The organism is Streptomyces sp. NBC_01723 (genome assembly GCF_036246005.1).
Taxonomy (GTDB): domain Bacteria; phylum Actinomycetota; class Actinomycetes; order Streptomycetales; family Streptomycetaceae; genus Streptomyces.
Genome location: NZ_CP109171.1, coordinates 1144116 through 1168980, shown reverse-complemented (window position 1 = coordinate 1168980; position 24865 = coordinate 1144116). Strand labels below are relative to the sequence as shown.

Annotated in this window: 23 protein-coding genes and 3 pseudogenes; 6 read left to right on the top strand and 20 right to left on the bottom strand. The window is 71.6% G+C overall.

Annotated features, from left to right (window positions below; all coding sequences use genetic code 11):
* Positions 1–40 precede the first annotated feature (40 nt).
* The 8 genes and pseudogenes from OIE75_RS05550 to OIE75_RS05515 all read right to left on the bottom strand — a co-directional run bounded on the left by OIE75_RS05550 (position 41) and on the right by OIE75_RS05515 (position 9573).
* Positions 41–1069, bottom strand: coding sequence for a hemolysin family protein (locus tag OIE75_RS05550; protein ID WP_307010154.1), 1029 nt, complete (start codon positions 1067–1069; stop codon positions 41–43).
* Complete coding sequence (locus OIE75_RS05545; RefSeq protein ID WP_329469772.1) at positions 1066–2439, bottom strand: hemolysin family protein; 1374 nt, start codon at positions 2437–2439, stop codon at positions 1066–1068. The genes OIE75_RS05550 and OIE75_RS05545 overlap by 4 nt, the downstream gene beginning before the upstream one ends.
* Positions 2440–2574: 135 nt before the next feature.
* On the bottom strand, positions 2575–3000 hold the full coding sequence (locus tag OIE75_RS05540) for a GNAT family N-acetyltransferase (RefSeq protein WP_329469771.1): 426 nt from the start codon (positions 2998–3000) through the stop codon (positions 2575–2577).
* Between the two features lie 66 nt (positions 3001–3066).
* Positions 3067–3949 (bottom strand): annotated as a pseudogene (locus OIE75_RS05535) (TIGR03621 family F420-dependent LLM class oxidoreductase).
* 110 nt (positions 3950–4059) lie between these two features.
* The gene (locus OIE75_RS05530) at positions 4060–4611 is read right to left on the bottom strand and encodes an EF-hand domain-containing protein (protein WP_307010151.1); all 552 of its coding nucleotides are present in this window, start codon (positions 4609–4611) and stop codon (positions 4060–4062) included.
* Positions 4612–4747: 136 nt separating this feature from the next.
* Positions 4748–7063: a molybdopterin-dependent oxidoreductase gene (locus tag OIE75_RS05525; protein ID WP_329469770.1), complete on the bottom strand. Its 2316-nt coding sequence runs from the start codon at positions 7061–7063 to the stop codon at positions 4748–4750.
* 310 nt (positions 7064–7373) lie between these two features.
* A pseudogene (locus OIE75_RS05520) lies at positions 7374–8030 on the bottom strand (MFS transporter); the annotation flags it as partial.
* Positions 8031–8172: 142 nt separating this feature from the next.
* Positions 8173–9573 (bottom strand): NAD(P)-binding domain-containing protein, encoded by a 1401-nt coding sequence (locus OIE75_RS05515; protein WP_329469768.1) that lies wholly within the window; start codon positions 9571–9573, stop codon positions 8173–8175.
* A gap of 110 nt (positions 9574–9683) precedes the next feature.
* On the opposite strand from OIE75_RS05515, the gene OIE75_RS05510 reads away from it, so the two are divergent.
* On the top strand, positions 9684–10745 hold the full coding sequence (locus tag OIE75_RS05510) for a flavin-containing monooxygenase (protein ID WP_329469767.1): 1062 nt from the start codon (positions 9684–9686) through the stop codon (positions 10743–10745).
* Positions 10746–10785: 40 nt separating this feature from the next.
* Positions 10786–11157, top strand: a complete 372-nt coding sequence (locus OIE75_RS05505) for an ArsR/SmtB family transcription factor (protein WP_329469765.1) — start codon at positions 10786–10788, stop codon at positions 11155–11157.
* Positions 11158–11317: 160 nt separating this feature from the next.
* On the opposite strand, the pseudogene OIE75_RS05500 reads toward OIE75_RS05505, so the two are convergent.
* The 3 genes and pseudogenes from OIE75_RS05500 to OIE75_RS05490 form a co-directional block, all read right to left on the bottom strand.
* Positions 11318–12377: pseudogene (locus OIE75_RS05500) on the bottom strand (ArsO family NAD(P)H-dependent flavin-containing monooxygenase).
* A complete protein-coding gene (gene arsB, locus OIE75_RS05495; protein ID WP_329469763.1) occupies positions 12374–13486 on the bottom strand; it encodes an ACR3 family arsenite efflux transporter in 1113 nt (370 codons plus the stop codon). The pseudogene OIE75_RS05500 and the gene arsB overlap by 4 nt, the downstream one beginning before the upstream one ends.
* Complete coding sequence (locus tag OIE75_RS05490; protein ID WP_329469761.1) at positions 13483–13791, bottom strand: ArsR/SmtB family transcription factor; 309 nt, start codon at positions 13789–13791, stop codon at positions 13483–13485. Before OIE75_RS05490 ends, arsB begins: the two co-directional genes overlap by 4 nt.
* Positions 13792–13886: 95 nt before the next feature.
* Here OIE75_RS05490 and OIE75_RS05485 point away from each other — a divergent pair, with 95 nt between their 5' ends.
* Both OIE75_RS05485 and trxB read left to right on the top strand, forming a co-directional pair.
* A complete protein-coding gene (locus OIE75_RS05485) occupies positions 13887–14309 on the top strand; it encodes an arsenate reductase ArsC (RefSeq protein ID WP_062777513.1) in 423 nt (140 codons plus the stop codon).
* On the top strand, positions 14306–15280 hold the full coding sequence (gene trxB, locus OIE75_RS05480; RefSeq protein WP_329469759.1) for a thioredoxin-disulfide reductase: 975 nt from the start codon (positions 14306–14308) through the stop codon (positions 15278–15280). Before OIE75_RS05485 ends, trxB begins: the two co-directional genes overlap by 4 nt.
* Positions 15281–15673: 393 nt before the next feature.
* Here the strand turns inward: trxB and OIE75_RS05475 are convergent, their stop codons facing one another.
* The 4 genes from OIE75_RS05475 to bioB form a co-directional block, all read right to left on the bottom strand.
* Positions 15674–16375, bottom strand: coding sequence for a class I SAM-dependent methyltransferase (locus OIE75_RS05475; protein ID WP_329469758.1), 702 nt, complete (start codon positions 16373–16375; stop codon positions 15674–15676).
* Positions 16376–16468: 93 nt separating this feature from the next.
* Complete coding sequence (bioD, locus tag OIE75_RS05470; protein ID WP_329469757.1) at positions 16469–17185, bottom strand: dethiobiotin synthase; 717 nt, start codon at positions 17183–17185, stop codon at positions 16469–16471.
* A 1-nt stretch (position 17186) separates the two neighbouring features.
* A complete protein-coding gene (locus OIE75_RS05465; RefSeq protein WP_307010133.1) occupies positions 17187–18473 on the bottom strand; it encodes an adenosylmethionine--8-amino-7-oxononanoate transaminase in 1287 nt (428 codons plus the stop codon).
* The gene (gene bioB, locus OIE75_RS05460; RefSeq protein WP_307010131.1) at positions 18466–19674 is read right to left on the bottom strand and encodes a biotin synthase BioB; all 1209 of its coding nucleotides are present in this window, start codon (positions 19672–19674) and stop codon (positions 18466–18468) included. The genes OIE75_RS05465 and bioB overlap by 8 nt, the downstream gene beginning before the upstream one ends.
* Before the next feature lie 150 nt (positions 19675–19824).
* Between bioB and OIE75_RS05455 the strand changes: the two genes are divergently transcribed.
* Positions 19825–20952: an 8-amino-7-oxononanoate synthase gene (locus OIE75_RS05455; protein ID WP_329469756.1), complete on the top strand. Its 1128-nt coding sequence runs from the start codon at positions 19825–19827 to the stop codon at positions 20950–20952.
* Between the two features lie 45 nt (positions 20953–20997).
* Here OIE75_RS05455 and OIE75_RS05450 read toward each other — a convergent pair whose 3' ends face one another.
* Both OIE75_RS05450 and OIE75_RS05445 read right to left on the bottom strand, forming a co-directional pair.
* Positions 20998–21228, bottom strand: a complete 231-nt coding sequence (locus tag OIE75_RS05450; protein WP_307017764.1) for a DUF397 domain-containing protein — start codon at positions 21226–21228, stop codon at positions 20998–21000.
* 21 nt (positions 21229–21249) lie between these two features.
* Positions 21250–22110 carry a helix-turn-helix domain-containing protein gene (locus tag OIE75_RS05445; RefSeq protein WP_307010128.1) on the bottom strand — a complete coding sequence of 287 codons (861 nt, stop codon included), beginning with the start codon at positions 22108–22110 and terminating at the stop codon, positions 21250–21252.
* A 214-nt stretch (positions 22111–22324) separates the two neighbouring features.
* On the opposite strand from OIE75_RS05445, the gene OIE75_RS05440 reads away from it, so the two are divergent.
* Positions 22325–22831: an ATP-binding protein gene (locus tag OIE75_RS05440; RefSeq protein WP_307010126.1), complete on the top strand. Its 507-nt coding sequence runs from the start codon at positions 22325–22327 to the stop codon at positions 22829–22831.
* A gap of 42 nt (positions 22832–22873) precedes the next feature.
* On the opposite strand, the gene OIE75_RS05435 is transcribed toward OIE75_RS05440, so the two are convergent.
* From OIE75_RS05435 to OIE75_RS05425, 3 genes are all read right to left on the bottom strand, one after another.
* Complete coding sequence (locus OIE75_RS05435; protein WP_307010124.1) at positions 22874–23347, bottom strand: C40 family peptidase; 474 nt, start codon at positions 23345–23347, stop codon at positions 22874–22876.
* A 520-nt stretch (positions 23348–23867) separates the two neighbouring features.
* Positions 23868–24176, bottom strand: a complete 309-nt coding sequence (locus tag OIE75_RS05430; protein ID WP_329469755.1) for a hypothetical protein — start codon at positions 24174–24176, stop codon at positions 23868–23870.
* Between the two features lie 7 nt (positions 24177–24183).
* Positions 24184–24819: an ATP-dependent Clp protease proteolytic subunit gene (locus tag OIE75_RS05425; RefSeq protein ID WP_329469754.1), complete on the bottom strand. Its 636-nt coding sequence runs from the start codon at positions 24817–24819 to the stop codon at positions 24184–24186.
* Positions 24820–24865: the final 46 nt, after the last annotated feature.

Genomic DNA, 24865 nt, shown 5'->3' with positions numbered 1-24865 from the left:
TCGGCCCGCCCGCCCGGTCTGCCGACCCCGCCCTCCGGGCTCAGGTCCGCTGACCGAACAGCTCACGCAGCACGTCCTCCATGGTCACCAGGCCCGCGAGCCGGCCGTCGGACCCGAGGACGGCGGCCAGATGCGTGCGGCTGCGGCGCAGCGCGGTGAGCACGTCGTCCAGCGGGGTGCTCTCCCGCACCCGCGCGATGGCCCGCATGTCCCGCAGCCGGAACGGCAGGTCCCGCGGGGAGGCGTCCAGGGCGTCCTTCACGTGCAGGTAGCCCACGATCCGCCGCCCGTCGTCCACCACCGGGAACCGGGAGAACCCCGACTGCGCCGACAGCCGCTCCAACTGCTCGGGCGTGATGCCCACGCGCGCGTGGACGACGCGTTCCAGCGGCAGCACCACGTCCCGCACCGGCCGCCGGCCCAGCTCCAGGGCGTCGTGCAGCCGCTCCTGGGCCCGGTCGTCGATCAACCCGGCGTCGCCGGCGTCCTTCACGATCTCGGCCAGCTCCGCGTCGGTGAAGGTGGCCGCCACCTCGTTCTTCGTCTCGACCCTGAGCAGCTTGAGCAGCGTGTTCGCGAAGGCGTTGATGGCGAAGATCACCGGCCGCAGCGCCCGGGAGAGCGCGACCAGCGGCGGCCCCAGCAGCAGCGCGCTGCGCACCGGCTCCGCCAGCGCGATGTTCTTCGGCACCATCTCGCCGAGCAGCATGTGCAGATATGTCGCCAGCGTCAGGGCGATGGCGAAGGAGACCGCGTGCCCCACCCCGGACGGCACGCCCACCGCGTGGAACACCGGCTCCAGCAGGTGCGCGATCGCCGGCTCCGCGACCACGCCCAGGACCAGCGTGCACAGCGTGATGCCGAGCTGCGCCGCCGCCATCAGCGCCGACACGTGCTCCAGACCCCACAGCACGCTCCTGGCCCGCCGGTCGCCCTCCGCCCCCGCCCCCGCCTCGACGTGCTGCTCCACCTGGCTGCGGCGCACGGAGATCAGCGCGAACTCGGCCCCCACGAAGAACGCGTTGACGACGAGCGTGGCCAGACCGATCAGCAGCTGTACGGCGATCACCGGCCGCCCTCCCCGTCCTCGTGCGTGCCGCGTGCGCCGGACGGGCCCCCGGCCGCGCCCGCGTCGTCCAGCGGCGCGTGCAGCAGCACCCGCGCCGCCCGGCGCCCCGTGGCGTCCACGACGTCCAGGCGCCAGCCGGCGACCTCGAACGTGTCGCCGACGGCCGGGATGCGTCCCAGCCCGGCCGCGACCAGTCCGGCGACGGTCTCGTACGGTCCCTCGGGCACCCGCAGGCCGAGCCGCGCCAGCCGGTCCACGCGGGCCGAGCCGTCGGCCCAGTACAGCGCGTGTCCCTGCGCGTCGGTGCCGGCCGGGTCCAGCTCGGGCGTCTCGTGCGGGTCGTGCTCGTCGCGCACCTCGCCGACGACCTCCTCGACGATGTCCTCCAGCGTGGCCACCCCCGCCGTCCCGCCGTACTCGTCGATGACCACGGCCATCGTGCGCCGCCCGGAGAGCCGGTCGAGCAGCCGGTCCACGGTCAGCGTCTCCGGGACCAGCAGCGGCTCGCGCATCAGCTCGGACACCGGCATCAGGGGCCGCCGCTCGGCGGGCACCGCCAGCACGTCCTTGACGTGGGCGGTGCCGACCACGGCGTCGAGGGTCTCCTGGAAGACCGGGAACCGGGACAGCCCGGTCGCCCGCGTCGCGTTGGCCACGTCCTCGCACGTCGCGCGGGAGTCGAGGGCGATGACCTGGACGCGTGGGGTCATCACGTGCTGGGCCGTCAGATCGGCCAGGTTCAGGGTCCGGACGAACAACTCGGCGGTGTCGGCCTCCAGCGCGCCCTCCTTGGCCGAGTGCCGGGCCAGCGCCGCCAGCTCCTGCGGCCCCCGCGCGGACGCCAGCTCCTCGGCGGGCTCCACGCCGAAGAGGCGCACGATCCGGTTGGCCGTGTTGTTCAGGTGGGTGATGAAGGGCCGGAAGGCCGCGCTGAACCAGCGCTGCGGGCCGCCCACCCGTTTGGCCACCGCCAGTGGCGAGGAGATCGCCCAGTTCTTCGGCACCAGCTCGCCGACGATCATCAGGAAGACCGTCGACAGGGCCGTGCCCAGCACCAGCGCCAGCGAGGAGGCCGCCGAACGCGACACCCCCACGGCCTCCAGCGGGCCCGCGATCAGCGCCGCGACCGAGGGCTCGGCGAGCATGCCGACCACCAGGTTGGTGACCGTGATGCCGAGCTGCGCCCCGGAGAGCTGGAACGTCAGGTTCCGTACGCCCTTCAGCGCGCTTGCCGCGCCGCGTTCGCCCCGCTCCGCCGCCCGCTCCAGCTCGCCGCGTTCCACGGTGGTCAGCGAGAACTCGGCCGCGACGAACGCGCCGCACATGAGCGAGAGCAGGACCGCCACCAGCAGCAGGAGCACTTCCGTCATCGGGTCACCTCGGATCCATGATCGGCCAGGAACCGGTGGCTCGCGCGATGTCGTGCGCCGGGGGAGGCGCCGGGAGCCATGCCGTGGAGGGACTCGCTCATGCGCCGGTGCTCAACCTTTCAGTCCGTGCACTGTTCACTCCGTGAGCGGCTTCACCCAGCGTCGCCACTGCTCCTCGGGCGCGTACCCGGCCGCCCGCCAGGCATGCTGCGCCCGCTCGTTGCGCCGCAGCACCATCGCGTCCCCGCGGCGCCCGCCGAGCCGTACGAACCGCTCCTCGGCCGCCGCGACCAGGGCGGTGCCGACGCCCCGGCGCCGCTGCTCCGGGTGCACCGCCAGCCGGTACAGATGGCAGCGCCAGCCGTCGAACCCCGCGATGACCGTGCCCACCAGCTCCCCGGCCCGCTCGGCCAGGACCAGCGCCTCCGGGTCGCGGGCGACCAGCCGCTCCACGCCCTCGCGGTCGTCGCTGATGCTCGTGCCCTCGGCGGCCACCTTCCAGAAGGCCAGCACGGTGTCCAGGTCCTCGGGCCCGGCGGCCCGTATGCGCAGATCGGTCATGCCGCGATCCCAGCACGCCGGACGCACACCGGTACGGGAATTCCGGCATGCGGACGCCGGCCCGGCTCAGTCCTCCCGCAGGGCGCGCATCACCGGCGCGAACGCCTCCGTGTACGGCTCCAGCACCGTGAGGTACGTGAACCCGTACCGCTCGCGCTGCGCGCGCGGCTGCGCGGCGATCCGCTCCACCGTCCCGGTGAGGAAGATCGGAAGGTCCAGCACCTGACCGGGGGTGAGGTGGGGCACGCGCTCCAGGAAGGGCCGGACGCCCGCCTCCCGGTCCTCGGTGACGTCGACCATCTGGATGAGGAGGTTCAGCTCGGCCGGCTCCGTGCGGTCCGCCGCCGGCTCCCGGTACCGGGCGACCCGCTCGTCCAGCTCCTCGGCGGTGATCGGCGCAAGCCGTCGCGTCCGCAGCGTCCGCCCGCCGGTGAACGCGGCGACGGCCGCGTGCCGGGCCGTCAGCTCCAGCATCCGGTCGCCGTTCGCGCCGATCAGCAGCGGCCCCCCGGGCCGCTGGGCCGGGCGCGCCAGGTGCTCCGGGTCGCCGAGCAGCCGCTCCAGCTCCTCGATGGCGTGCCGCAGACGGTCCACCCGTTCCCCGGCCGAGCCGAAGGGCAGCCCGGCCTTGTCGTGCTCCTCTCCCGTACGTACCCGGTGCCGAGCCCCAGTTCCGGCCGTCCGCCGGTGAGAGCGTCCGTGGTCGCCACCTCCCGGGCCGGCGGCGCCGGGTTCCAGAGGCCCGCGTCGAGCACGACGTGCCGAGCAGGGGCCGCTCGGTGGCCCGCGCCGCCGCCACCAGCGCCGGGAACGGCGCCACCGTGCCCAGGTGGTCCGGGACCAGGATCACGTCGTACCCCAGCTCCTCGGCTCGCCGGCGCTTCGCACTCCACTCGTCGGCCGGGGCGGAGACCACCAGACTGACGCCGAACCGGCACGGACGCGACATGAACTCTCCTCGCTCACCGGGGGCTTTCGGTGGCACGGGAGTCAATCACCCGCGGGCGACGGCCGCCGGCACCCGGCCGCCCCCACATGGCCTGGGCGTATCGGGAACTGTCAGACGGTGACCTTGCCGAAGATGTGGTTGGCTGGAGCGGCGGGGTCGTTGCCGTAGAAGAACTCTTCGAGTGCCCGGTGGAACTCGTCACGGTCCAGTCCGCCGGAACCATCGAGGTCCAGAGCGGCGAAAACAGCGGCGCAGTCCTCGCTGGGAACGGCGGCGACCGAGTCGAACATCCGCTGGAACTCGCCCTGGTCGATCTTGCCGTCTCCGTTGAGGTCGACGAGGTCGAAGAAGCAGTTGGTGACTGGCGCAATCTGCTGAGGGTAGAGCGCGCGGTCGGTCAGGACACTCTTGAAGCCTGCGGTCATCTCCTGCTCATCGACCTTCCCGTCACCATCCTGATCCATCGGAGCGATGACGTTCGACCAGAACTGGTCCATCCCCTCGGTGAGCCGGAGGACTGTCTCGGGGGCGGGCGTGGTCCCGCGGGCGCTGATGTAGCGTTCGCTCATCCTGCGGACGTCGTGCTGGGTGATGAACCCGTCGCCGTCGACGTCGGCACCCCTGAACCACTGGCCGTACTTGAGGTCTTGCAGTGCAGTCATGACTGCACAACCTATCCACGCGACTACGGAGCCGCAGTCGTCCGGGTGGAGGCTGGACGACCGGTGGGATCCGGCGACTGGGCGCCCGACGAGGGTGACCACGGCAAACCCGCCGACCGTTCGCGGTGGCTTCGTTTCAGTGTTCGAGGTGTGGTGGTGTGAAGGCGAGCACCTCCTCGAGCGGCTCGTCGTAGACCTCGACGTCGACGAGAGCGCTGTGCGCGCTGGGTCCCTGGGACAGCCGCGAGCACCCGCGGTCCCCGGTGAGGGTGTTCGGGTTGCCGTGGCGGTCCAAGGTTCCACTCCGGCCCGGCTGCGCCGGGTCCCACCACGCTCCGGTGGACAGCTGGATGACGCCGGGCATGACGGCGTCCGACACGATCGCGCCCGCCAGGCAGCTGCCTCGGTCGTTGAAGACGCGCACAATCATGTCGCTCTCGATACCACGTGATGCCGCGTCCTGCGGATTGATCGTTACGGGCTCGCGACCGTGGATCTTCGACTTGAGGCTGTGTCCACCGTTGTCGTACTGGCTGTGCAGGCGTGATGCAGGCTGATTCGAGATCAGGTGCAGCGGGAAGCGGTCCGCCAGGTCGGCGCGGAGCCACTCCACGGGTTCGAACCACGTCGGATGTCCGGTGCAGTCGTCGTAGCCGAACGAGTCGATCTTCTCGGAGAAGATCTCGATCCGGCCCGACGGCGTCGACAGGGGGAAGCGCTGGGGATCGCGGCGCAGTGCTTCGAAGCTGCCGGGAAACGGCCCGCCGAGTGCCGGCAGTTCGACACCGGAGGTGCGTTGCCAGAAGTCGTCGAAGTCGGGCAGGTCCACGTCGTCGCCGAGGCTCGCCCGTGTTTGGACATAGAGGTGCCGGACCCAGTCGATCTCGGAACGCGTCTGGGTGAACTCGCGCTCGTAGCCGAGACGCGCAGCCAAGGCGGCGAAGATCTGGTGGTCGGTGCGTGCCTCGCCGGCCGGCTCGCGGACCTTCGGCATCGCGACGAGATGGGGGTCGGAGAACCCCGCGGCGAAATCGTCACGCTCCAGGCTGGTCGCAACGGGCAGCACGATGTCGGCGAACTTCGCCGTGGTGTTCCACCACGCCTCATGGACCACCACCGTGTCCGGGCGCTGCCAGGCTCGGGTGAGGCGGTGGAGGTCCTGGTGGTGGTGGAAGGGGTTTCCTCCGCACCAGTAGATCAGGCGCAGGTCCGGCAGGGTCAGGCGCCGGCCGTCGTAGTCGATGGTCGCCCCCGGCTTCAGCAGCGTGTCGGCGATCCGGGCGACCGGAATGAAGTCCGCAACAGGGTTCTCCACCCGCGGTATCGATGCCACAGACGGTCGGCCGGGGGCAACCCCCGTCGCATCCATCGTCGCGTAGCCCGCACCCCAGCCGCAGCCGGGGCGGCCGAGTGAACCCGCCATGGCCGCCAGCACCACCGACATCCAGATCGGCTGCTCGCCGTGGTCCGCCCGCTGTATGGCGTAGTTGACCATGATGAGGGAACGCTGTGCGAACAGACGGTATGCGAGATCGAGAATGGTGTCACGGCTGATGCCCGTGATCCTCGCGGCCCAGTCGGCGTCCTTGACGGCGCCGTCCACCTTGCCGGTCAGGTAGGCGGCGAACCGGTCGAACCCCTCGCAGCAGCGGGTGAGGAAGTCCGCGTCGTACCAGTCGTTGACCAGCATCGTGTGCGCGATGCCGAGCATCAAGGCGGTGTCGGTGTTGGGGATGACCGGCAGCCACTCGGCGTCGAGGAAGTCAGCGGTGTCACTGCGGATCGGGCTGACGTTCACGAACCGTACCCCGGCCGCACGGCACTTCCGCTGCCAGTCCCGCGTCTGGTGCCGGGCCAGCCCGCCGGGGTTGATCTGGCTGTTCTTCAGAGCCAATCCCCCGAAAGCCACCACGAGTTCACAGCTCTCGGCGATCTCCTCCCACATCGGCATCCGGGACTGGTAGCTCCACGGGGCCCCGCCGATCACATGCGGAAGGATGACCTCAAGAGCGGCGGTGCTGTACGTGTTGCGTGAGTCGGTGTAGCCGCCGCCCAACGCCAGGAACCGCTGGAGCTGACCCTGTGCGTTGTGGAACCCGCCCGCACTGGCCCAGCCGTACGAGCCGCCGAACACCGCGCTGTTGCCGTGCTGTGCTCGCACTCGGCGCAATTCCTCGCTCACCAGTGTGAGAGCGTCGTCCCAACCGACCTCTACGAAGCTGTCCGTACCCCTGCCCGTTTCACCGTCGCGCGGCAGGCCATCGAGCCACCCTTTGCGCACCGCGGGGCGCAGCACACGCGCGCGGTCCTTGGCAGCCGTCACCATCCCCGGGCCGATCGGCGACGGCGCAGGGTCGTCACCCCGGGGCTCAATGCGCACCAAATGACCTGAATTCACCACGGCTACGAAACTGCCCCAGTGCGTCGCCACCGGGATGCGCCGTTCCACCATGCGTCAACTCCATCCCTGAGGTCTCTCCGGCTCTCGAGCAAAGGCCGCTGCACCACGGGGCTTCGCATCAGCCGGCGGTCCGCAGGACACAGGCTCCCCCCGGCGGACGGTGCCCAACCCTGAGGGCGTGCACGACTCCACCACCGCTACTGGTGAAGAGGCAGTGTTCGCAGCGTGCGCTATTCGCGACAAGGACCCGTCAGCGCAGCGATGTTCCGAACGGATCGCCGTTGGTAGGAGCGGTCCAAGGCGCGATGACTGCAGCGGACATGGAGACGACAGCCAGGAGCATGAAGAGAGGTGGCTGTACCCACCCATGGGCGCGGCGAGCACTGCTCCGCAGAAGGGAGCCAGGGCGGCGGCGGTGGTCGCCGGGGCCGCGAGCAGCCCGGACAGCCGACCGTAGTGGGTAGTGCCCCAGCGGTCGGTGACAGCAGTGGCCTGCACCAGGGTGAGATTGCCTCGGACCATGCCGGCCACAACCGACACGGCGATGAGCAGGCCAGGGTGCGCGTAGGGCCAGGGCGTGGGCGGGGATGGTGACGGCGGCGAGGATGGCGGCGAGTACGAGGTAGGTGTGGCGCCAGGACAGGTGGTCTGCGAGGGCCGCGGTCAAGGGTGCGAAGACGGTGGAGGCGAGTCCGCCGGCGAGGGTGACAATGGTCAGGGCGCGCACGTGGTCGGGAGCCCACCAGCGGGTGATGGCGGCGAACGCAGGCTGGTAGAAGATGGCGGCCATCGCGAGTCCGGCGAGCATCCGACCAGCGGTGAACACCGCAAGGTTGGTGGCTGCTGACACGGTCAGCAGGCTGATGGCACCGAGCATGGAGCCAACGGTCATGACGGCGCGGGGGCCTCTTCGGTCGAGGATGCGGCCACCACGGATCCCGGCCAGGGCGGAGACGACGAGTGCGAGGGAGAACGCCGCGGTGGTCGCCCCGGTCGGCCGGCCGGTCGCGGCGGTGATCTCGGGGTTGAGGACGGGGAACGCGTAGTAGACGATGCCCCAGCTCACGATCTGCGTGGCGCAGAGGGCGGGCAGGGCGGCGCGAGGCCGCGACCGGTCCCCTGTTCCGGTCGCGGCCCCACGCGCAGGGTGCCCAGGCTGGTCACGAGCCGCAGCAGCCGCCCGCCGGTGCCTCTTCGGCAGCCGCCCCGACCGGGGCGGGGGCGCCGAGCTGGACGAGCTGCGGTGCGGGCGCGCAGCAGCCGCCGTCGCCCTCAGCGGCGTCAGGGGTGTCGAACAGGCCGGCGCCGCCGCAGACTCCGGTCTCGGGCAGGGTCAGTTCCACACGGTCGGCGGACTCGAGGTCGCCGGCGATCGCGGCGGCGACGGAGCGGACCTGCTCGTAGCCGGTCATGGCGAGGAAGGTCGGGGCGCGGCCGTAGGACTTCATTCCGACCAGGTACACGCCCTGCTCGGGGTGGGAGAGCTCGCGGTGGCCGTGCGGGTAGACGGTGCCGCAGGAGTGCTGGTTGGGGTCGATCAGCGGCGCGAGCTCGACCGGGGCCTGGAGGCGCTCGTCGAGGCCCAGGCGCATCTCGTCGAGGAAGGACAGGTCAGGGCGGAAGCCGGTCAGCACGATCACTTCGTCGACCGGGTCCAGGCGGCGGCCGTCCTCGCCGACCAGGACCAGTCGGCCGTCGTCCGCCCGCTCGATCGCCTCGGTGCGGAGGCCGGTGACCGCGTCCGCGTGGCCCTCGTCGACGGCGGCCTTCGCCGCCAGGCCCAGGGCGCCGCGGGCCGGGAGCTGGTCGGCCTCTCCCCCGCCGAAGGTGGAGCCGGAGATGCCCCGGCGCAGGATCCACATGCCCTTCGTGCCCGCGCCGTCGTCGGACTTCGCGAGGTCGGCGAGGTAGGCGAGAGCGGTGAACGCGGAGGCGCCCGAGCCGATCACGGCAGTGCGCTTGCCCGCGTACCGGGCGCGCACGGCCGGGTCCTTCAGATCCGGGACGCGGTAGGTGATCCGGTCCGCGGCGGCCTTCTCGCCGAGCGCGGGCAGACCGCTGCCGCCGGCCGGAGACGGCGTGGCCCAGGTGCCGGAGGCGTCGATCACGGCGCGGGCGAAGACGCGCTCCTCACGGCCGTCGGTGTGGGCGACGTGCACGACGAAGGGCTGCTGCTCGCGGTCGGCGTCCACGATCCGGTCCCGGCCGGTGCGGGAGACGCCGGTGACGGTGGCGCCGGTGCGGACGCGGTCGCCGAGGACGTCGGCGAGTGGCTGCAGGTAGCGGTCGGCCCAGTCGCCGCCGGAGGGGTAGGTGCTGGGGTCGGGGCGGGTCCAGCCGGTGGGGGCGAGGAGTTTCTCGGCGGCGGGGTCGACGACCTCGCCCCAGGTGGAGAACAGCCGCACGTGCGCCCACTCGCGCACCGCGGCGCCGGCAGTGGGCCCGGCTTCCAGGAGCAAGGGCTCGATGCCCTGGTCGATGAGGTGGGCGGCGGCGGCCAGTCCGGCGGGTCCGGCCCCGATGACGACGACGGGCAGCTCGGTGGTGGCGGGCGCGGTCACGGCGACTCCTTGCGTGTTTCGACATCTGTCGATGGCTTGCGCGGCCCAGCATGACACCTGTATTGATGAGCGTCAACATAGACATTCATCAAAGCCAAGGTGATTCGCTGATGGAGCACATCGACGTCGCCGTCATCGGCGGCGGCCAGTCCGGTCTCGCCACCGCCCACGCGTTCCTGCGGCGCGGGCTGCGGCCGGTGGTGCTGGAAGCGTCCGACCGTGCGGCCGGGTCGTGGCCGCACTACTACGACAGCCTCGCGCTCTTCTCGCCCGCCCGGTACAGCTCCCTGCCCGGGATGCCGTTCCCCGGCGCCTACCGCGACCGTTACCCGCACCGCGACGAGGTCGTCGCCTACCTCACCGCCTACGCCGACCGCCTGGACGCCGAGATCCGCACCGGCAGCCGCGTCATCGCGGTACGTCACACCGGCGACGGCTTCGCAGTGGAACTGGAGGGCGGCGGCCGGCTGTCCGCGCGGGCCGTTGCGGCGGCCTCCGGGACGTTCGGACACCCGCACCGGCCCGCGCTGCCGGGCCTGGAGGACTACGCCGGGCAGGTGCTGCACGCCGCCGACTACCGCAGCCCGGCCCCCTTCTCCGGCCGCCGGGTGGTGGTGGTCGGGGCCGGGAACTCCGCGGTGCAGATTGCCGCCGAGCTCGCCGAGACGGCACGCGTCACGCTCGCCACCCGCAGCCCGGTGAAGTTCGCGGCCCAGCGCATCCTCGGCCGCGACCTGCATTTCTGGACGACCCGCACCGGCCTGGACGCCGCGCCCCTTGGCCGGTTCCTTGCGCGCCCGCCGGCGCAGCCGGTCTTCGACGACGGCCGCTATCGGGCGGCCCTGGCCGCAGACCGGCCCGACCAACGGCCGTTGTTCACCAGCGCCGACGGGGCCGAGCTCGTCTGGCCGGACGGGCGGCGGGAGGAGGTCGACGCGATCGTGCTCGCCACCGGCTACCGCCCCGACCTGCCCTACCTCACCGACCTCGACGGTGCTCTCGACGCCGACGGGAGCCCCCGGCACCGCGAAGGGATCGCCACCCGGGCGCCGGCGCTGGCGTTCGTCGGGCTGGAATGGCAGCGCAGCCTGTCGTCGAACTCGCTGCGCGGCGTCGGGCGGGATGCGGAGCGCATCACCCGGCGCCTGGCCGCCCATCTCACGCGCCGGTGACGGACCTCCGTACTGGTTCGACATGTGTCAACATAGACGCATGTCGAATGCGAAGATGCTGCCGCTGCTCGAAGCCGACGGCCAGGGCGTGGTGCCGTGCTGCCCGCCGCTGACCGAGCGCCCGATGACCGCGGAGGAGGCCGAGACGGCCGCGCGAATGTTCAAGGCGCTCGGTGACCCGGTCCGGCTGCGGCTGTTCTCCGCAGTGGCCTCCCACGAGGGCGGGGAGGCGTGCGTGTGTGACATCTCCGACGTCGGCGTCTCCCAGCCCACGGTGTCCCACCACCTGAAGAAGCTCAAGGAAGCCGGGCTGCTCACCTCCGAGCGGCGCGGCACCTGGGTGTACTACCGGGTCGAGCCGTCGGTCCTGGCGGCGATGGGCAAGCTGCTGGCCATGCCGGCCGCGGCCTGACGCCGAACGGCACTGACGGGGACGGAGGGTGCCCCGGCCCAGCTGCGGAGGCCAGCAGAACCCGACGTGCTGCTGTAGTCAGACCATGGTCGAAGCCGCGTAGTCGAGCGTCGCCGGCCGCCCGGTACAACGCGGCCAGGGACGCGCGCATCGCCTGCGTTCACAGGAGCCCGGCGATCTCGCGTACCGCGTCCCGGGCCGGGCGGCCCACGCCGATGAGGGTCGCGGAGGCCGGACCGGTCCAATCGCCGTACCCGAGCAGATGCAGCCGCGGCTCCCCCAGGGCGCGCGTGCCGTCGGTGGTGATGTGCCCGCGCGGGCCGCGCAGGTTCAGCGGGGCGAGATGGGCCAGGGCCGGGCGGAAGCCGGTGCACCAGATGACCGCGTCCGCGTCGGATTGGCGGCCGTCGACCCACTGGACCCCGTCGCCGCTGAGCCGGGCGAACATCGGCTTCGCGTGCAGAAGTCCGGCGTCGCGGGCGGCGCGAACCGTTGGCACAGCGACGATGTCCCCGAGGGAGGCGACGCCGCCGGTGTCGTCGCGGCCCTCTTCGAGGGCGCGGCGGCGGGCGGTGGCGACGTCGAACAAGGCGCGGCCGTCGATGTCGTCGGCCAGGAACCGTGGCGGTCGCTGCGTCGCCCACGTTGCCTCGACGTTGCCGTCCAGGGCGAGGTCGGCGGCGATTTGGGCACCGGAGTTCCCGCCGCCGACCACGATGACGCGCTGTCCGGCGAAGTCGGCCGGACAGCGGTAGCCCACGGTGTGCAGTTGCCGCCCGGTAAAGACGGATCGGCCGGGGACAGCGGGGAGGAAGGGTCGCGACCAGCTGCCGGTCGCGCAGATGACCGCCTTCGCCGACCAGATGCCGGTCTCCGCCTCGACCAGGAGTCGGCCTGCGTCGCGGCGTACGGCGTCCACGCGGGTGCCGTGCTGCACGGGCAGGTCGTAGCGCTTCTCGTACTCGGTGAGGTAGTCCACCACGTGCCGGGCGCCCGGGTACGTTTCGCCGGGCTGAGCGGGCATGAGTCGTCCGGGCAGGGAGGAGTGCTCGGCCGGGGAGAACAGGTGGAGGGAGTCCCACATGTGCTGCCATGCCCCGCCCGGTGCGGATCTCGGCGTCCAGGATCACGAAGTGGAGGCCCTGGCGGCGCAGGTGGTAGCCGGCGGCGAGCCCTGCCTGGCCGCCGCCGACCACCACCACATCCGTGTGCTGTGTCACGGGGCCGTCGTCACCGCGTCGGCGGTGAACTTCTTGCGCCAGGCGAGCGCGACGTAGACCAGGCCGATCAGCACCGGGACTTCGATGAGCGGGCCGACGACGCCGGACAGGGCCTGGCCGGAGGTGACGCCGAAGGTGGCGATGGCGACCGCGATAGCGAGTTCAAAGTTGTTGCCCGCCGCGGTGAAGGCGAGAGTCGTGGTGCGGTCGTAGGCCAGGCCGAGGCTCTTGCCGAGGAGGAAGGTGCCGAAGAACATGATCGCGAAGTAGACCAGCAGTGGCAGCGCGATGCGGGCGACGTCCAGCGGCTGCGAGGTGATGGTCTTCCCTTGCAGGGCGAAGAGGATGACGATCGTGAACAGCAGCCCGTACAGGGCCCACGGGCCGATTTTCGGCAGGAACTTCGCCTCGTAGTCGCTACGGCCCATCTTCTGCTCGCCGATGCGGCGGGTGAGGAACCCGGCCAGCAGTGGGATGCCGAGGAAGATGATGACGTTCAGAGCGATGTGCCAGACGGACACGTCCAGGCCCTGGCCGTCGCCGAGGTTCATCCAGCGGGGCAGCAGGTCGAGGTAGAACCAGCCCAGCAGACCGAACGCGAGCACCTGGAACACCGAATTCAGCGCGACCAGGACGGCCGCCGCTTCACGGTCGCCGCAGGCGAGGTCGTTCCAGATGATGACCATGGCGATGCATCGGGCGAGCCCGACGATGATCAGGCCGGTGCGGTACTCGGGCAGGTCCGGCAGGAAGATCCATGCGAGGGCGAACATGACCGCGGGGCCGAGGATCCAGTTGATGACCAGCGAGGAGATGAGCAGCTTGCGGTCGCTGGTCACGCGGTCGAGCTTGTCGTAGCGGACCTTGGCCAGGACCGGGTACATCATGACGAGCAGGCCGAGCGCGATCGGCAGGGAGATCCCGCCGATCTCGATCTCCGCGAGGGCGTCGTTCATGCCCGGGATCAGGCGGCCCAGGCCCAGGCCGACGGCCATGGCGAGCAGGATCCACACCGCGAGGTAGCGGTCGAGGGTGGAGAGCCTCTTGACGATCGAGTCGCCGCCACCGTCAGTCGGAGCGGGGGCGGTGGTGGGCTCGGTGGAGGTCACGGGCAGGCCCTCTTGTTCTCGGCGGCGGTGCGGGCGGAGGCGGCCAGCTCGGCGAACTGCTCGGACAGGCCGACCAGGACCTCGGGCTTGAGCTTGTAGTAGGTGAAGCGGCCGCAGGGCTCGGTCTCCACGATCCCGGCCTCGCGCAACACCTTCATGTGGTTGGACAGGTTGGTCTGCTTGGCTCCGGTCTCCTCGACCAGGTGCGTCGTGCACAGCGTCTCGCGCGCCAGCAGGGTCACGATCTGAAGGCGGAGCGGATCGCCCAGCACCCGGATCACATCAGGATCGACTGAAGTCAGCATGCACTGATACTCTCACATCATCACTCGCTGATACCAGCGGGGGCTGAAGTCATTGGCGGCTGGGTTCCGCCATGCGACGAGAGAGAACGATCACCATGGCCGACAAGCCGTCCGTCCTGTTCGTCTGCGTCCACAACGCCGGCCGCTCCCAGATGGCCGCCGCGTGGCTGACCCACCTGGCCGGAGACCGAGTCGAGGTCCGCTCCGCCGGCTCCAACCCCGGCGACCAGGTCAACCCGGCCGCCGTCGAGGCCATGGCCGAAGTCGGCATCGACATCTCCGCCGAGACCCCGAAGATCCTCACCATCGACGCGGTCCGCGAGTCGGACGTGTGCATCACCATGGGCTGCGGCGACACCTGCCCCGTCTTCCCCGGCAAGCGCTACCTCGACTGGAAGCTCGAGGACCCGGCAGGCCAGGGCGTCGAGGCCGTCCGCCCGATCCGCGACGAGATCAAGACCCTGGTGGAAGGTCTGATCGCCGAGATCGCTCCGGCGAAGCCGGAGGCCACGGCGTGAGCGAGATACGCGAGGTCGTCATCATCGGCTCCGGCCCCGCCGGATACGCCGCCGCCCTCTACACCGCCCGCGCCCAGCTCAGGCCCCTGCTGTTCGGCAGCTCCATCTTGGTCGGCGGATCTCTGACGACCACCACCGAGGTGGAGAACTTCCCCGGATTCCCCGAGGGCGTCGACGGCCCCGTCCTGATGGAGAACATGCGGGCTCAGGCCGAGAAGTTCGGCGCTGAGATGATCGACGACGACATTGCCGAGGTGGACCTCACCGGTGACATCAAGCTCCTCACCGACTCCTCGGGCACGGTGCACCGCGCGAAGACGGTGATCATCGCGACCGGCTCCGGCTACCGCAAGCTAGGCCTGCCGAACGAGGACGAACTGTCCGGCCGGGGTGTGTCCTGGTGCGCAACCTGCGACGGGTTCTTCTTCCGCGACCGCGACATCGTCGTGGTCGGCGGCGGCGACACCGCCATGGAGGAAGCCACCTTCCTCACCCGCTTCGCCCGCTCGGTCACCGTAGTCCACCGCCGCTCCACCCTGCGCGCCTCCAAGGTCATGCAGGACCGGGCCTTCGCCGACGACAAGATCTCCTTCGCCTTCGACAGCGAGATCGCCGAGATCAGGGAGGCGAACGGGATGCTCGGCGGTGTCGTCCTGCGCGACGTCCTCACCGGCGCCACCCGCGATCTGGACGTGACGGGGCTGTTCATCGCCATCGGGCACGACCCACGCACCGAACTTTTCAAGGGCCGGCTCGACCTTGATGGCGAGGGCTACATCACTGTCGCCGCCCCAACGACGCGTACCAGCCTGCCGGGAGTGTTCGCTGCCGGCGACGTCGTCGACCACACCTACCGCCAGGCCATCACCGCTGCCGGCACCGGAGCAGCCGCAGCCCTGGACGCTGAACGCTACCTCGCTGCCCGCAACACGGCGCAGGCCGAGCCGGAGACCGTCGCAGTCCCTGCCTGATCCGCACAACGACGGCATGGCCGATCCCGCGAGTTCCCGGGATCGGCCGTGCCATTGCCGTTCCCGTTCCGGGTCAGCTTGGCCGTGCGTTCGTGCACGGAGCCTCGCCTTTGTGCGCTTCAACGCGAGGACTCACCGTTCCGTAGCGGCGCGGGCGGCTGGGTGGGCGTCCGGGCAGCAGGTATTTGGGGTGGTATCCGTCTGGCTGTTCGAGGATCGAGACGTGGCCGATGGGGCGGCTGGTCTGTTCCTCCGTGAGCCGCGCCAGCTTGGGAGGCAGGAGAACGGGGTTCTGGTCGACGGTGAGGTAGGCGCCATCGCTCTCGCGGTGAAACCGGTCTGTCGTGAGCTGGAGGATGCGGGCGGCGGGCAGTCCATGGACAACGCTCGTGATCAATACATCGAGGCCGTCCCCGCCCCCGTCTCCGGTGGGCGCCAGGCCGTGCCGAGGACGCAGTACGAACTGGGCAGTGCCGGGCCGTGCTCCGGGATCATCATCCGCCGGTAGGGGCCGAGCGCGAACCCCGCGTCCCGCAGCGCGGCGACGGGATCGCGGGACAGGTGGCAGCCGCCGGACAGCGGCGGCCACAGCGTCCGGTCCAGGGCGCGCTGGGTGAAGGTCATCATCCGCCCGCCGCCCCGGCCGTGCTCGAAGAACCGCAGCTGGCCGCCGGGCCGCAGCACCCGCCGCGCCTCCCCGAGCGCCCGCGGCACGTCGCGGACGCTGCACAGCACGAGTGAGACCACGACCGCGTCGAAGGCCTCGCTCTTGACCGGCAGCGCCTCGGCCGCGCCCGGCGCCACGTCCACCGGCACCCGCGCGCGCAGCGCCGCCTCCACCGCCAACCGCCGCAGCAGCCGCTCCGGTTCGATGGCGACGACCTCCGAGACGGCGCCCGGATAGTGGGAGAAGTTCAGCCCGTTGCCCGCGCCGACCTCGATCACCCGCCCGGACAGCCCGGCCAGCAGCCGCCCGCGGACGCGGCCCACGCCCATCCGGGTCTCGGCGCCCACACTGGCCCGGGCGTAGTAGCGGGCGAAGAGCGGATGGTGCACGGCGTCCCGCGGCACCCCGCGGGCGGATCGCAGCGGCATGGGCCCTCCCTCACGAGGTGGTGCCTTACCGCGATTGTCCCCCGTACGACCGCTCCGCACCCACCGCACCGGCGGCCGGGTGCGCCCTGCCGCTCAGGGCGCCTCGCGCGCCCCGAAGGCCGCCGCGTCCCACGTGCCGTCCAGCCGGGGCGCCAGCCATCCCGGCGCCGCCGACCGGAAGGCGGCCGGCGGCAGGGCACCCGCCCCGGCGGGGACGGCGCCGAGCAGCGGAGCGCCGGACACCTCCGGGAGGTCCGCGAGGTTGCAGCGCGCGGCGAGGTCCGGGGCCCCGGGCCAGCTGCCGATCACCACACCGGGCAGGTCGAGACCGCGGGAGCGCAGTTCACGCGCCGTCAGCTCCGTGGTGTTGAGCGTGCCGAGGCCCGCCGACGTCACCAGCAGCACCGGGGCGCCCAGCAGCGCGGCGACGTCCGCCAGCGTCCCGCCGTCCGCGTCGAAGCGGACCAGCAGCCCGCCCGCCCCCTCGACCAGCACCAGATCGTGCTCGGTGGCCAGCTTGTCCGCGGCTTCGGCCACCTCCGCCGGGCGCACCGGCGCCCGTCCGGCCCGGCGCGCGGCCGTGCCGGGCGCCAACGGCTCCGGATAGCGGGCCACTTCGGCCGCCGTCACGGCCCCCGCGAGGCGCGCCACCTCCCGCGCGTCCCCCGGTTCGTCCGGCCCCACGCCCGTCTGCGCGGCCTTCAGCACCGCCACCGACCGGCCGCCCGCCAGCGCCGTCGCGGCCACGGCGGCCGTCACGACCGTCTTGCCGATCTCCGTGCCCGTGCCCGTGATCACCAGTACCGGCATGTCATCCTTCCTCCGCCGCCGCGCACACCGCGCGGGCGATGCGTGCCACGTCCGCGTCGCCCGTGACGTACGGCGGCATGGTGTAGATCAGGTCGCGGAACGGCCGCAGCCACACGCCCTCGCGGACGGCCGCCGCGGTCGCCGCCCGCATGTCGACGGCGTGGTCGAGCTGCACCACGCCGATCGCGCCCAGCACCCGTACGTCCGTCACGCCCGGCAGCCCGGCCGCGGGGGCCAGACCGTCGCGCAGGCCGGACTCGATCCGCTTGACCTCCGCGAGCCAGTCCTGGCCGAGCAGCAGCCCGATCGACGCGCACGCCACGGCCGCGGCCAGCGGATTGCCCATGAACGTCGGCCCGTGGGCCAGGACCGGCACCTCGCCGCGCGAGATGCCGTCGGCCACCTCCGACGTGCACAAGGTGGCCGCCATCGTGAGATAGCCGCCGGTCAGCGCCTTGCCGACGCACATCACGTCCGGCGTCACCGCCGCGTGCTCCGCCGCGAACAGCGCGCCGGTCCGGCCGAAGCCGGTCGCGATCTCGTCGAACACCAGCAGCACGCCGTGCGCGTCGCACGCCTCCCGCAGCACCCGCAGGTACGCGGGGGAGTGGAACCGCATGCCGCCGGCGCCCTGCACCACCGGCTCGACGATTACCGCAGCCAGTTCGCCGGCGTGCCGCTCGATCGTCGACCGCAGATGGTCGGCGTACGTCTCGTCGTACTCGGCGGGGGGCGCGTCGGCGAAGAACTGGCGCGGCAGGGCGCCCGACCACAGCTCGTGCATCCCGCCCTCGGGGTCGCACACCGACATGGGCTGCCAGGTGTCGCCGTGGTAGCCGCCGCGCCAGGTCAGCAGGCGGCGCTTGGCGGGGCGGCCCAGCGAACGCCAGTACTGGAGGCACATCTTGACCGCGACCTCGACGGAGACCGAACCGGAGTCGGCCAGGAAGACGTGCTCGAGCCCGTCCGGTGACATGTCGACGAGGAGCTTCGCCAGCCGGACGGCGGGCTCGTGGGTGAGCCCGCCGAACATCACGTGGCTCATCCGCTCCAACTGCTCGCGGGCGGCCTCGTTCAGCACCGGGTGGTTGTAGCCGTGGATCGCCGACCACCAGGACGACATCCCGTCCACCAGCTCCGCCGAGCCGTCCGCGGGACGCAGCCGCACCCCGCTCGCCGACTCCACGACGAGCGGGTCCTGCCGCCCCGGCATGGGGCCGTACGGGTGCCAGACGTGCCGCCGGTCTAGCGCCAGCAGCTCGTCCACCGTCAGCGCGGGCTCAGGCATTGGGCGCGAGATCCGTTCCGGCACCGCGGCGGCGCACGGCCACCAGATCCGTCCGGGGCTCCTCGGCCCTGGCGGCCGGTGCCGGAGCGCAGACCCCGCCGTCGGCGTGCGACCCGCAGCCGCCGCCCTCCTCGCCGTTCCCGTGCGATCCGCAGCCGCCGCCCGCGTGCGATCCGCAGCCGCCACCGGCCGCCGTGACCCGGTGCTCCGGCAGGGTCACCCGGTCGGCGCCCTCCACCTCGAAGCCGGCGTCCGCGATCATCTCCAGGTCGGCGTGGCCGGCCTGGCCCTCACTGGTGAGGTAGTCGCCCAGGAAGATGGAGTTGGCCAGGTTCAGGGCCAGCGGCTGCATGGTGCGCAGGTGGACCTCGCGCCCGCCGGCGATGCGCACCTCGACGTCCGGGCAGACGAACCGGGTCATCGCCAGGATGCGCAGGCAGCGCTGCGGGGTGAGGTGCCACTCCTTGGCCAGCGGCGTGCCCTCCATCGGGATCAGGAAGTTGACCGGCACCGAGTCCGGGTCCAGTTCGCGCAGCGAGAAGACCACGTCGACCAGGTCCTCGTCGCTCTCGCCCATGCCCGCGATGAGACCCGAACAGGCGGAAAGCCCGGCCGCGTGCGCCTTGCGCACCGTGTCCACCCGGTCGGCGTACGTGTGCGTGGTCGTGATGTCCCCGTACGTCGCCTCGGACGTGTTGAGGTTGTGGTTGTAGGCGTCGGCGCCCGCCTCGCGCAGCCGCTCCGCCTGACCGTCGGAGAGAAGTCCCAGGCAGGCGCACACCTCGACGGACCCGTCCTGCTCCTTGATGGCCCGGATGGTGTCCGAGACCCGGTCCACGTCCCGGTCGGTCGGGCCGCGACCGCTGGCCACCAGGCACACCCGCTTGGCGCCCCCGGACACCCCGGCAGCGGCGGCCGCGGTGGCCTGGTCGGGCTTGAGCCAGGTGTACTTGAGGATCTCCGCCTTGGAGCCCAGCCGCTGCGAGCAGTAGGAGCAGTCCTCGGGACACAGGCCCGACTTGAGGTTGACGAGGTAGTTGAGTTTCACCCGTCGGCCGAACCAGTGCCGGCGCACCTTGCCGGCCGCGGCCACCACATCGAGCAGGTCGTCGTCGGAAGTGGCGAGGACGGCCAGAGCCTCCTCGCGGGTCGGCGACTCGCGCCGAAGCCCCTTGTCCACCAGCGTGTTCAGCAGGTCCATGAGAGCCGATCCTGTCCTAAGGGGCCGCCCGGGGCCAAGGAGAGTTTGCACAACACTGACAGATCGACGTGTGGGTATTGCCACACCTCGCGGGGGTGGCGATGCCGCTAGTGTCTGTCCATTGCCTACAAATTCCCGGAGGGACGGCTCATGGCGTTCGGCTGGATCGACGAACAGGCCCGGGCGCGCCACGAGGCGGGACTCGTACGGGTTCTGCGCCCCCGCCCGGCCGACTCGCCGCTGCTGGACCTGGCGAGCAACGACTACCTCGGACTGGCCCGGCACCCGGAGATCACCGAGGGCGCGGCCCGGGCGGCGCGCACCTGGGGCGGCGGCGCGACCGGTTCCCGGCTCGTGACCGGCACGACCGAACTGCACGCCGCACTCGAACGCGAACTGGCCGCGTTCTGCGGATTCGAGGCCGCGCTCGTGTTCTCCTCCGGTTACGCGGCCAACCTCGCCGCGGTCACCGCCCTGGCACCGCACGGCAGCCTGGTCGTATCCGACGCGGGCAACCACGCCTCGCTGATCGACGGCTGCCGACTGGCCCGGGGCGCGACCCAGGTGGTGGCGCACGCCGAGCCGGACGCCGTGCGCAAGGCGCTGGCCACGCACGACGGGCCCGCGGTCGCCGTCTCCGACACGGTCTTCTCGGTCGACGGCGACGCCGCGCCCCTGGCCGCGCTCGCCGACGTGTGCCGGGAGCGCGGCGCCGGTCTGGTCGTGGACGACGCGCACGGGCTGGGGGTGCTCGGCGACGGCGGCCGGGGCGCCCCGTACGCGGCGGGTCTCGCGGGCCGGGAGGACGTCGTCGCCACGGTCACGCTGTCCAAGTCACTGGGCAGCCAGGGAGGCGCGGTACTGGGTTCGGCCCGGGTGATCGGCCACCTGGTCAACGCCGCCCGGACGTTCATCTTCGACACCGGCCTCGCCCCCGCCGCGACGGGCGCGGCGCTGGCCGCGCTGAGCCTTTTGCGCCGCGAGCCCGAACGCGCGGCGCGGGCCCGTGCCGTCGCCGCCGAACTGCACGCACGCCTGACCGCCTCGGGCCTGGCGGCGGTACGTCCGGACGCCGCGGTGGTCTCGGTGCGCGCGCCCTCCCCGGAGGGGGCGGTGCGGTGGGCCGCCGACTGCCGTGCGGCCGGCCTGTCCGTGGGCTGTTTCCGTCCTCCTTCCGTGCCGGACGGTGTCTCACGGCTCAGGCTGACCGCTCGGGCGGACCTCTCCGGGGAACAGATCGAACGCGCGGTGCGGGTGATCGGCGAGACGCGACCATGAGTCGGCGTGGCATGGCCGTGCGTCGTCCGACGTCTCGTGGGGTGGTCAGTCCTGGTGGATCCCGGCGGTGAAGGACGTCCAGCTCTCGGGGGAGAAGAGCAGGGCGGCCCCGGCGGGGTTCTTGGAGTCGCGCACCGCGAGCAGTCCGGCCCAGCGGCCGGCCGACGGCCGGGCCGTCTCCACGCAGTTGTTCGCGCCCGTGCTGTAGCTGCTGCGCAGCCACCGCACGCCGGTCAGATCGGGGCCGGCAGGGATGTTCCGGGGAAGTTCGGACAGGGAGCGTGACATGGTGCCTCCTTACGCGCCTGCCGCGGTCGCGGCGATGAAGTCCAACGAGTCCTCGGGCGAAAGGGCATGGATCAGAAGGGCGTTGAAGGCCTCGGTATAGGCCTCTAGGTCTTCTTTCCGTTCGAGGTGCAGGCTACTCGTCAAGTGGTCGAGAACAACCACGTCCAGATCAGAAGTGCTCGAAAAGGAGAAGATTACGAAAGGGCCGGTGACACCGATGTGCGCCCCTGCGGCAAACGGCAATACCTGGAGCCGGACATGGGGCAGACGTGCCGCCTCCACCAGCCGCTCCAGCTGGCGGGCCATCACCCCGGGGCCGCCCACCTGCCGGCGCAGCACCGCCTCGTCCAGCACCGCGCTCAGCTCCAGCGGCGGTTCACCGCGCAGCACGTCCTGCCGGGCCAGCCTGACCTCCACCAGCGCGTCCAGCCGTTCCTCCGGCATCCCCTCCACGGCGGCCCGCGTCACCTCGCGGGCGTACTCCGGTGTCTGGAGGAGTCCGGGGACCACCGTGGTCTCCAGCGTGCGCATGGCGCCGGCCTGGGACTCCAGGCTGATGAAGTCGCGGTAGGTGGGCGGCAGCACCCCGCGGTAGGCGTGCCACCAGTGGTGCCGGCCGCCCGCGTCGTCGGAGCGCGCCAGCATGATCAGCAGCCCGCGCAGCTGGTCGTCGTCCACGCCGTACGCGTCGAGCAGTAACCGCACGTCGGCCGGTTTCGCCCCGCTCGTCCCGGTCTCGATGCGGCTGACCTTCGACTGGTGCCAGCCCACCAGCCGGGCCGCCTCCCCGCTGGTGATGCCCGCCGTCGTGCGCAGGGCGCGCAGTTCCGCGCCCAGCTTCCTGCGGCGCACCACCGGACCGTGCTGCATGGGCCACTCCCTTACTCCTTATGGGCCGCCCCAATACGCTCTGCCGTCGCAGAGTTCACCGCTTCGAGCGACAGATATATGCATATCTTGGTGGATCGCCGTCCTTCACGGGCCGGGTGATGGCAGTCTGGCGGCGAAGCACCAGTCCGGGACCGTACTCGAACCATCCGCTTCGTGTCGGACCACGGTCCCGTGAGAAAGGGGCGACGTCGCCATGGCCGATCACCTGGAAGCATCCGTCACTCTGCCGAGCGATCCCGCTTCGGTGGCAGCCGCGCGCACCTATGTGGTCGGCACGCTGGTGGAGTGGGGCCTGCCGGCGGACGCCGACGTGTCCGACACGGTCCGGCTCATCGTCTCCGAACTGGCGACCAACGCGGTCCAGCACACGCTCGGGCAGTCGCCCACCTTCACGGTGGACCTCGTCCTCGACCGTGACGAGCGGCTGCGCGTCGGCGTCACCGACAGCCATCCGCGATTTCCCAAGCGCCTGCCCGCCGCCGTGCAGCAGGACAACGGCCGCGGGATGGTGATCATCCGCTGGCTGACGGCCGAATGCGGCGGCAAGCTGCGGGTCCGCCCGACGCGGGAGGGCGGCAAGACCGTCTCCATCGAACTGCCCTGGAGCGCCCCCGGCCCGTCGGCCGCCGCCGAGGGGGTGACGGCGGGGCAGAACGCCGTCATCCCCCTCGGGAGAGCTACTCGACCCCGGGCTGTTTGACCCCGTGTCACTCGATCACGGGGCACTTGACCCCCCCGGGGGCTACTTGACCCGGCCGTAGGAGACGCTCCCGGTCCAGATCTTCTGCAGGCGCACCACGTCCCCGGTCTTCGGGGCGTGCCAGAGCTTGCCCTTACCGGCGTAGATGCCGACGTGGTAGACGCTGCGGCCCGAGTGGAAGAAGACCAGGTCTCCGGCCTTGCGCTTCTTGGCCGAGACGTGGCGGGTCTTGTTGTACTGCTGGGCCGCCGTGCGCGGCAGCTTCTTGCCGACCTTCTTGAACGAGTACAGCGTCAGGCCGGAGCAGTCGAACCTGCGGGGCCCGACGGCGCCCCACCTGTAGGGGGAACCCTTCTTGGAGGCCGCGATCTTGAGGGCCTTCGTCGCATGGGCCGCCGCGGCCGCCTCCGAGGAGAAACCGGGGACCACGACGGAGCCGCCCACCGCGGCGAGAGTGAGGGCCGAGGCCGTACCGGCACGAGCCATCAGGGACGGGACACGATTGAGCGCGAACATGCGCAACCCTTCGTCAGCCGCCTGTGAAGGATGACCTGTCGGATTCGGGCTGGCGAAGTTGCCCGGCCGCACGCGTGCGGCTTCACCCCAAGGGCTGCTCGGTCCGGCGCCTCTCCCACGGAGGCGACCGCTCCTGCGACCCGTCGTGCTCGGGTCCTCCACTCCTGCCGATCCACTTCCCTCGCGACCGGTCGTCCGGGCGGCGGCAGGATTCGGCGTCCGTCCGGACCGCCCCGCCGCTGCGGCGGGGGCTTGTCGTCAGTCACGGATCTTGTCCCGACGGAGGGGGAATTCCCAACGGAACGTGGCTTTTGTGTTGTTACTCACCACCCACCCGTTCGGGTGGACACCCCTGTGTTCGAGCCGGGGCCGCAGGGGGTGACGACCCCGGGACCAGCGGCGCAGCGGTGCACGCGGACGTCGGGAGAGGACGGCCGCGCAACTCGGACCGGTCGTCAACCGGGTGTGTTCCTACGCCGAAAGGAGGTACGTCTTTTGGTCCGTTTCGAACCCCGCCCACTCAACTCTCGGAACACGGCGGAAGGCTGAGGCGTTTCGTCCGCCGCTCGCCGTCCAGCACGCGCAGGGCCCGGGCGAGGGTGGGCGCGTGCAGTTCGGTCTCACCCCGCGCGTGCATCAGCTCCAGCGCGTCGCGCAGGGCCGCGGCCTTCCCGACCAGCGTCTGGGCGGCCCGCAGTCCCCGGTAGGTGTCGCCGTCCCGCGCGGGGTTGATGCGCCCGAGCAGGTCGACGACGTCCAGGTAGCGGTCGATCAGCTCCGCCTCGGCGCGGGTCAGGGCGGGCAGGGGCGGCAGTTCCGGTGGCAGCATCGGCCGTTCACCGGCTGCCGGGTGTGCCGGGCGCGGCGGAGCGGTCGGACACGATCCGGTCCACCAGCCCGTACTCCAGGGCCTGTTGGGCGTCCAGGACGGTGTCCCGCTCGATGTCCTCGGTCACCTGCGCCGGAGTGCGGCCCGTGTGCCGCACAAGGATCTCCTCCAGGCGGGCGCGGATCCGGGTCAACTCCTCGGCCCGGATGGCCAGGTCGCTCGCCTGCCCCTCCATCGGCTCGGTGAGCAGCGGCTGACGGAGCACCACCCGCGCCCCGGGCAGCATCGCCCGCTTGCCCGGCGTGCCCGCCGCCAGCAGCAGCGCGGCGGAGGCGCCGGCCTGTCCCAGGCAGGTCGTCTCCACGTCGCAGGCGACGTAGCGCATCGTGTCGTAGACCGCCGCCATGGCCGTGAACGAGCCGCCGGGGGAGTTGATGTAGAGGGCGATGTCCCGGTCCGGGGCCTGGTGCTCCAGATACATGAACTGCGCCATCACGTCGTTCGCGGAGGTCTCGTCGACCGGCGTCCCGAGGAAGACGATCCGCTCCTCCAGCAGCTTCGAGTACGGGTCCGACGTCCGGGCTCCGGCGCTCGTGCGCTCGGTGAACTCGGGCAGGACGCGGCGTGCGGACGGTCGGGTCATGGCGAACCCCTCCTCTTGGCGGAACCCTCTTCGGCTGCACTGGCTC

What these genes read in the sequence shown, in the direction of transcription:
- OIE75_RS05545 (WP_329469772.1), bottom strand. Translation starts at nt 2,439, where the DNA reads ATGACGGAAGTGCTCCTGCTGCTGGTGGCGGTCCTGCTCTCGCTCATG.
- OIE75_RS05540 (WP_329469771.1), bottom strand. Translation starts at nt 3,000, where the DNA reads ATGACCGATCTGCGCATACGGGCCGCCGGGCCCGAGGACCTGGACACC.
- OIE75_RS05530 (WP_307010151.1), bottom strand. Translation starts at nt 4,611, where the DNA reads ATGACTGCACTGCAAGACCTCAAGTACGGCCAGTGGTTCAGGGGTGCC.
- OIE75_RS05525 (WP_329469770.1), bottom strand. Translation starts at nt 7,063, where the DNA reads ATGGTGGAACGGCGCATCCCGGTGGCGACGCACTGGGGCAGTTTCGTA.
- OIE75_RS05510 (WP_329469767.1), top strand. Translation starts at nt 9,684, where the DNA reads ATGGAGCACATCGACGTCGCCGTCATCGGCGGCGGCCAGTCCGGTCTC.
- OIE75_RS05505 (WP_329469765.1), top strand. Translation starts at nt 10,786, where the DNA reads ATGTCGAATGCGAAGATGCTGCCGCTGCTCGAAGCCGACGGCCAGGGC.
- OIE75_RS05490 (WP_329469761.1), bottom strand. Translation starts at nt 13,791, where the DNA reads ATGCTGACTTCAGTCGATCCTGATGTGATCCGGGTGCTGGGCGATCCG.
- OIE75_RS05485 (WP_062777513.1), top strand. Translation starts at nt 13,887, where the DNA reads ATGGCCGACAAGCCGTCCGTCCTGTTCGTCTGCGTCCACAACGCCGGC.
- OIE75_RS05475 (WP_329469758.1), bottom strand. Translation starts at nt 16,375, where the DNA reads ATGCCGCTGCGATCCGCCCGCGGGGTGCCGCGGGACGCCGTGCACCAT.
- bioD (WP_329469757.1), bottom strand. Translation starts at nt 17,185, where the DNA reads ATGCCGGTACTGGTGATCACGGGCACGGGCACGGAGATCGGCAAGACG.
- OIE75_RS05465 (WP_307010133.1), bottom strand. Translation starts at nt 18,473, where the DNA reads ATGCCTGAGCCCGCGCTGACGGTGGACGAGCTGCTGGCGCTAGACCGG.
- bioB (WP_307010131.1), bottom strand. Translation starts at nt 19,674, where the DNA reads ATGGACCTGCTGAACACGCTGGTGGACAAGGGGCTTCGGCGCGAGTCG.
- OIE75_RS05455 (WP_329469756.1), top strand. Translation starts at nt 19,825, where the DNA reads ATGGCGTTCGGCTGGATCGACGAACAGGCCCGGGCGCGCCACGAGGCG.
- OIE75_RS05445 (WP_307010128.1), bottom strand. Translation starts at nt 22,110, where the DNA reads ATGCAGCACGGTCCGGTGGTGCGCCGCAGGAAGCTGGGCGCGGAACTG.
- OIE75_RS05440 (WP_307010126.1), top strand. Translation starts at nt 22,325, where the DNA reads ATGGCCGATCACCTGGAAGCATCCGTCACTCTGCCGAGCGATCCCGCT.
- OIE75_RS05435 (WP_307010124.1), bottom strand. Translation starts at nt 23,347, where the DNA reads ATGTTCGCGCTCAATCGTGTCCCGTCCCTGATGGCTCGTGCCGGTACG.
- OIE75_RS05430 (WP_329469755.1), bottom strand. Translation starts at nt 24,176, where the DNA reads ATGCTGCCACCGGAACTGCCGCCCCTGCCCGCCCTGACCCGCGCCGAG.
- OIE75_RS05425 (WP_329469754.1), bottom strand. Translation starts at nt 24,819, where the DNA reads ATGACCCGACCGTCCGCACGCCGCGTCCTGCCCGAGTTCACCGAGCGC.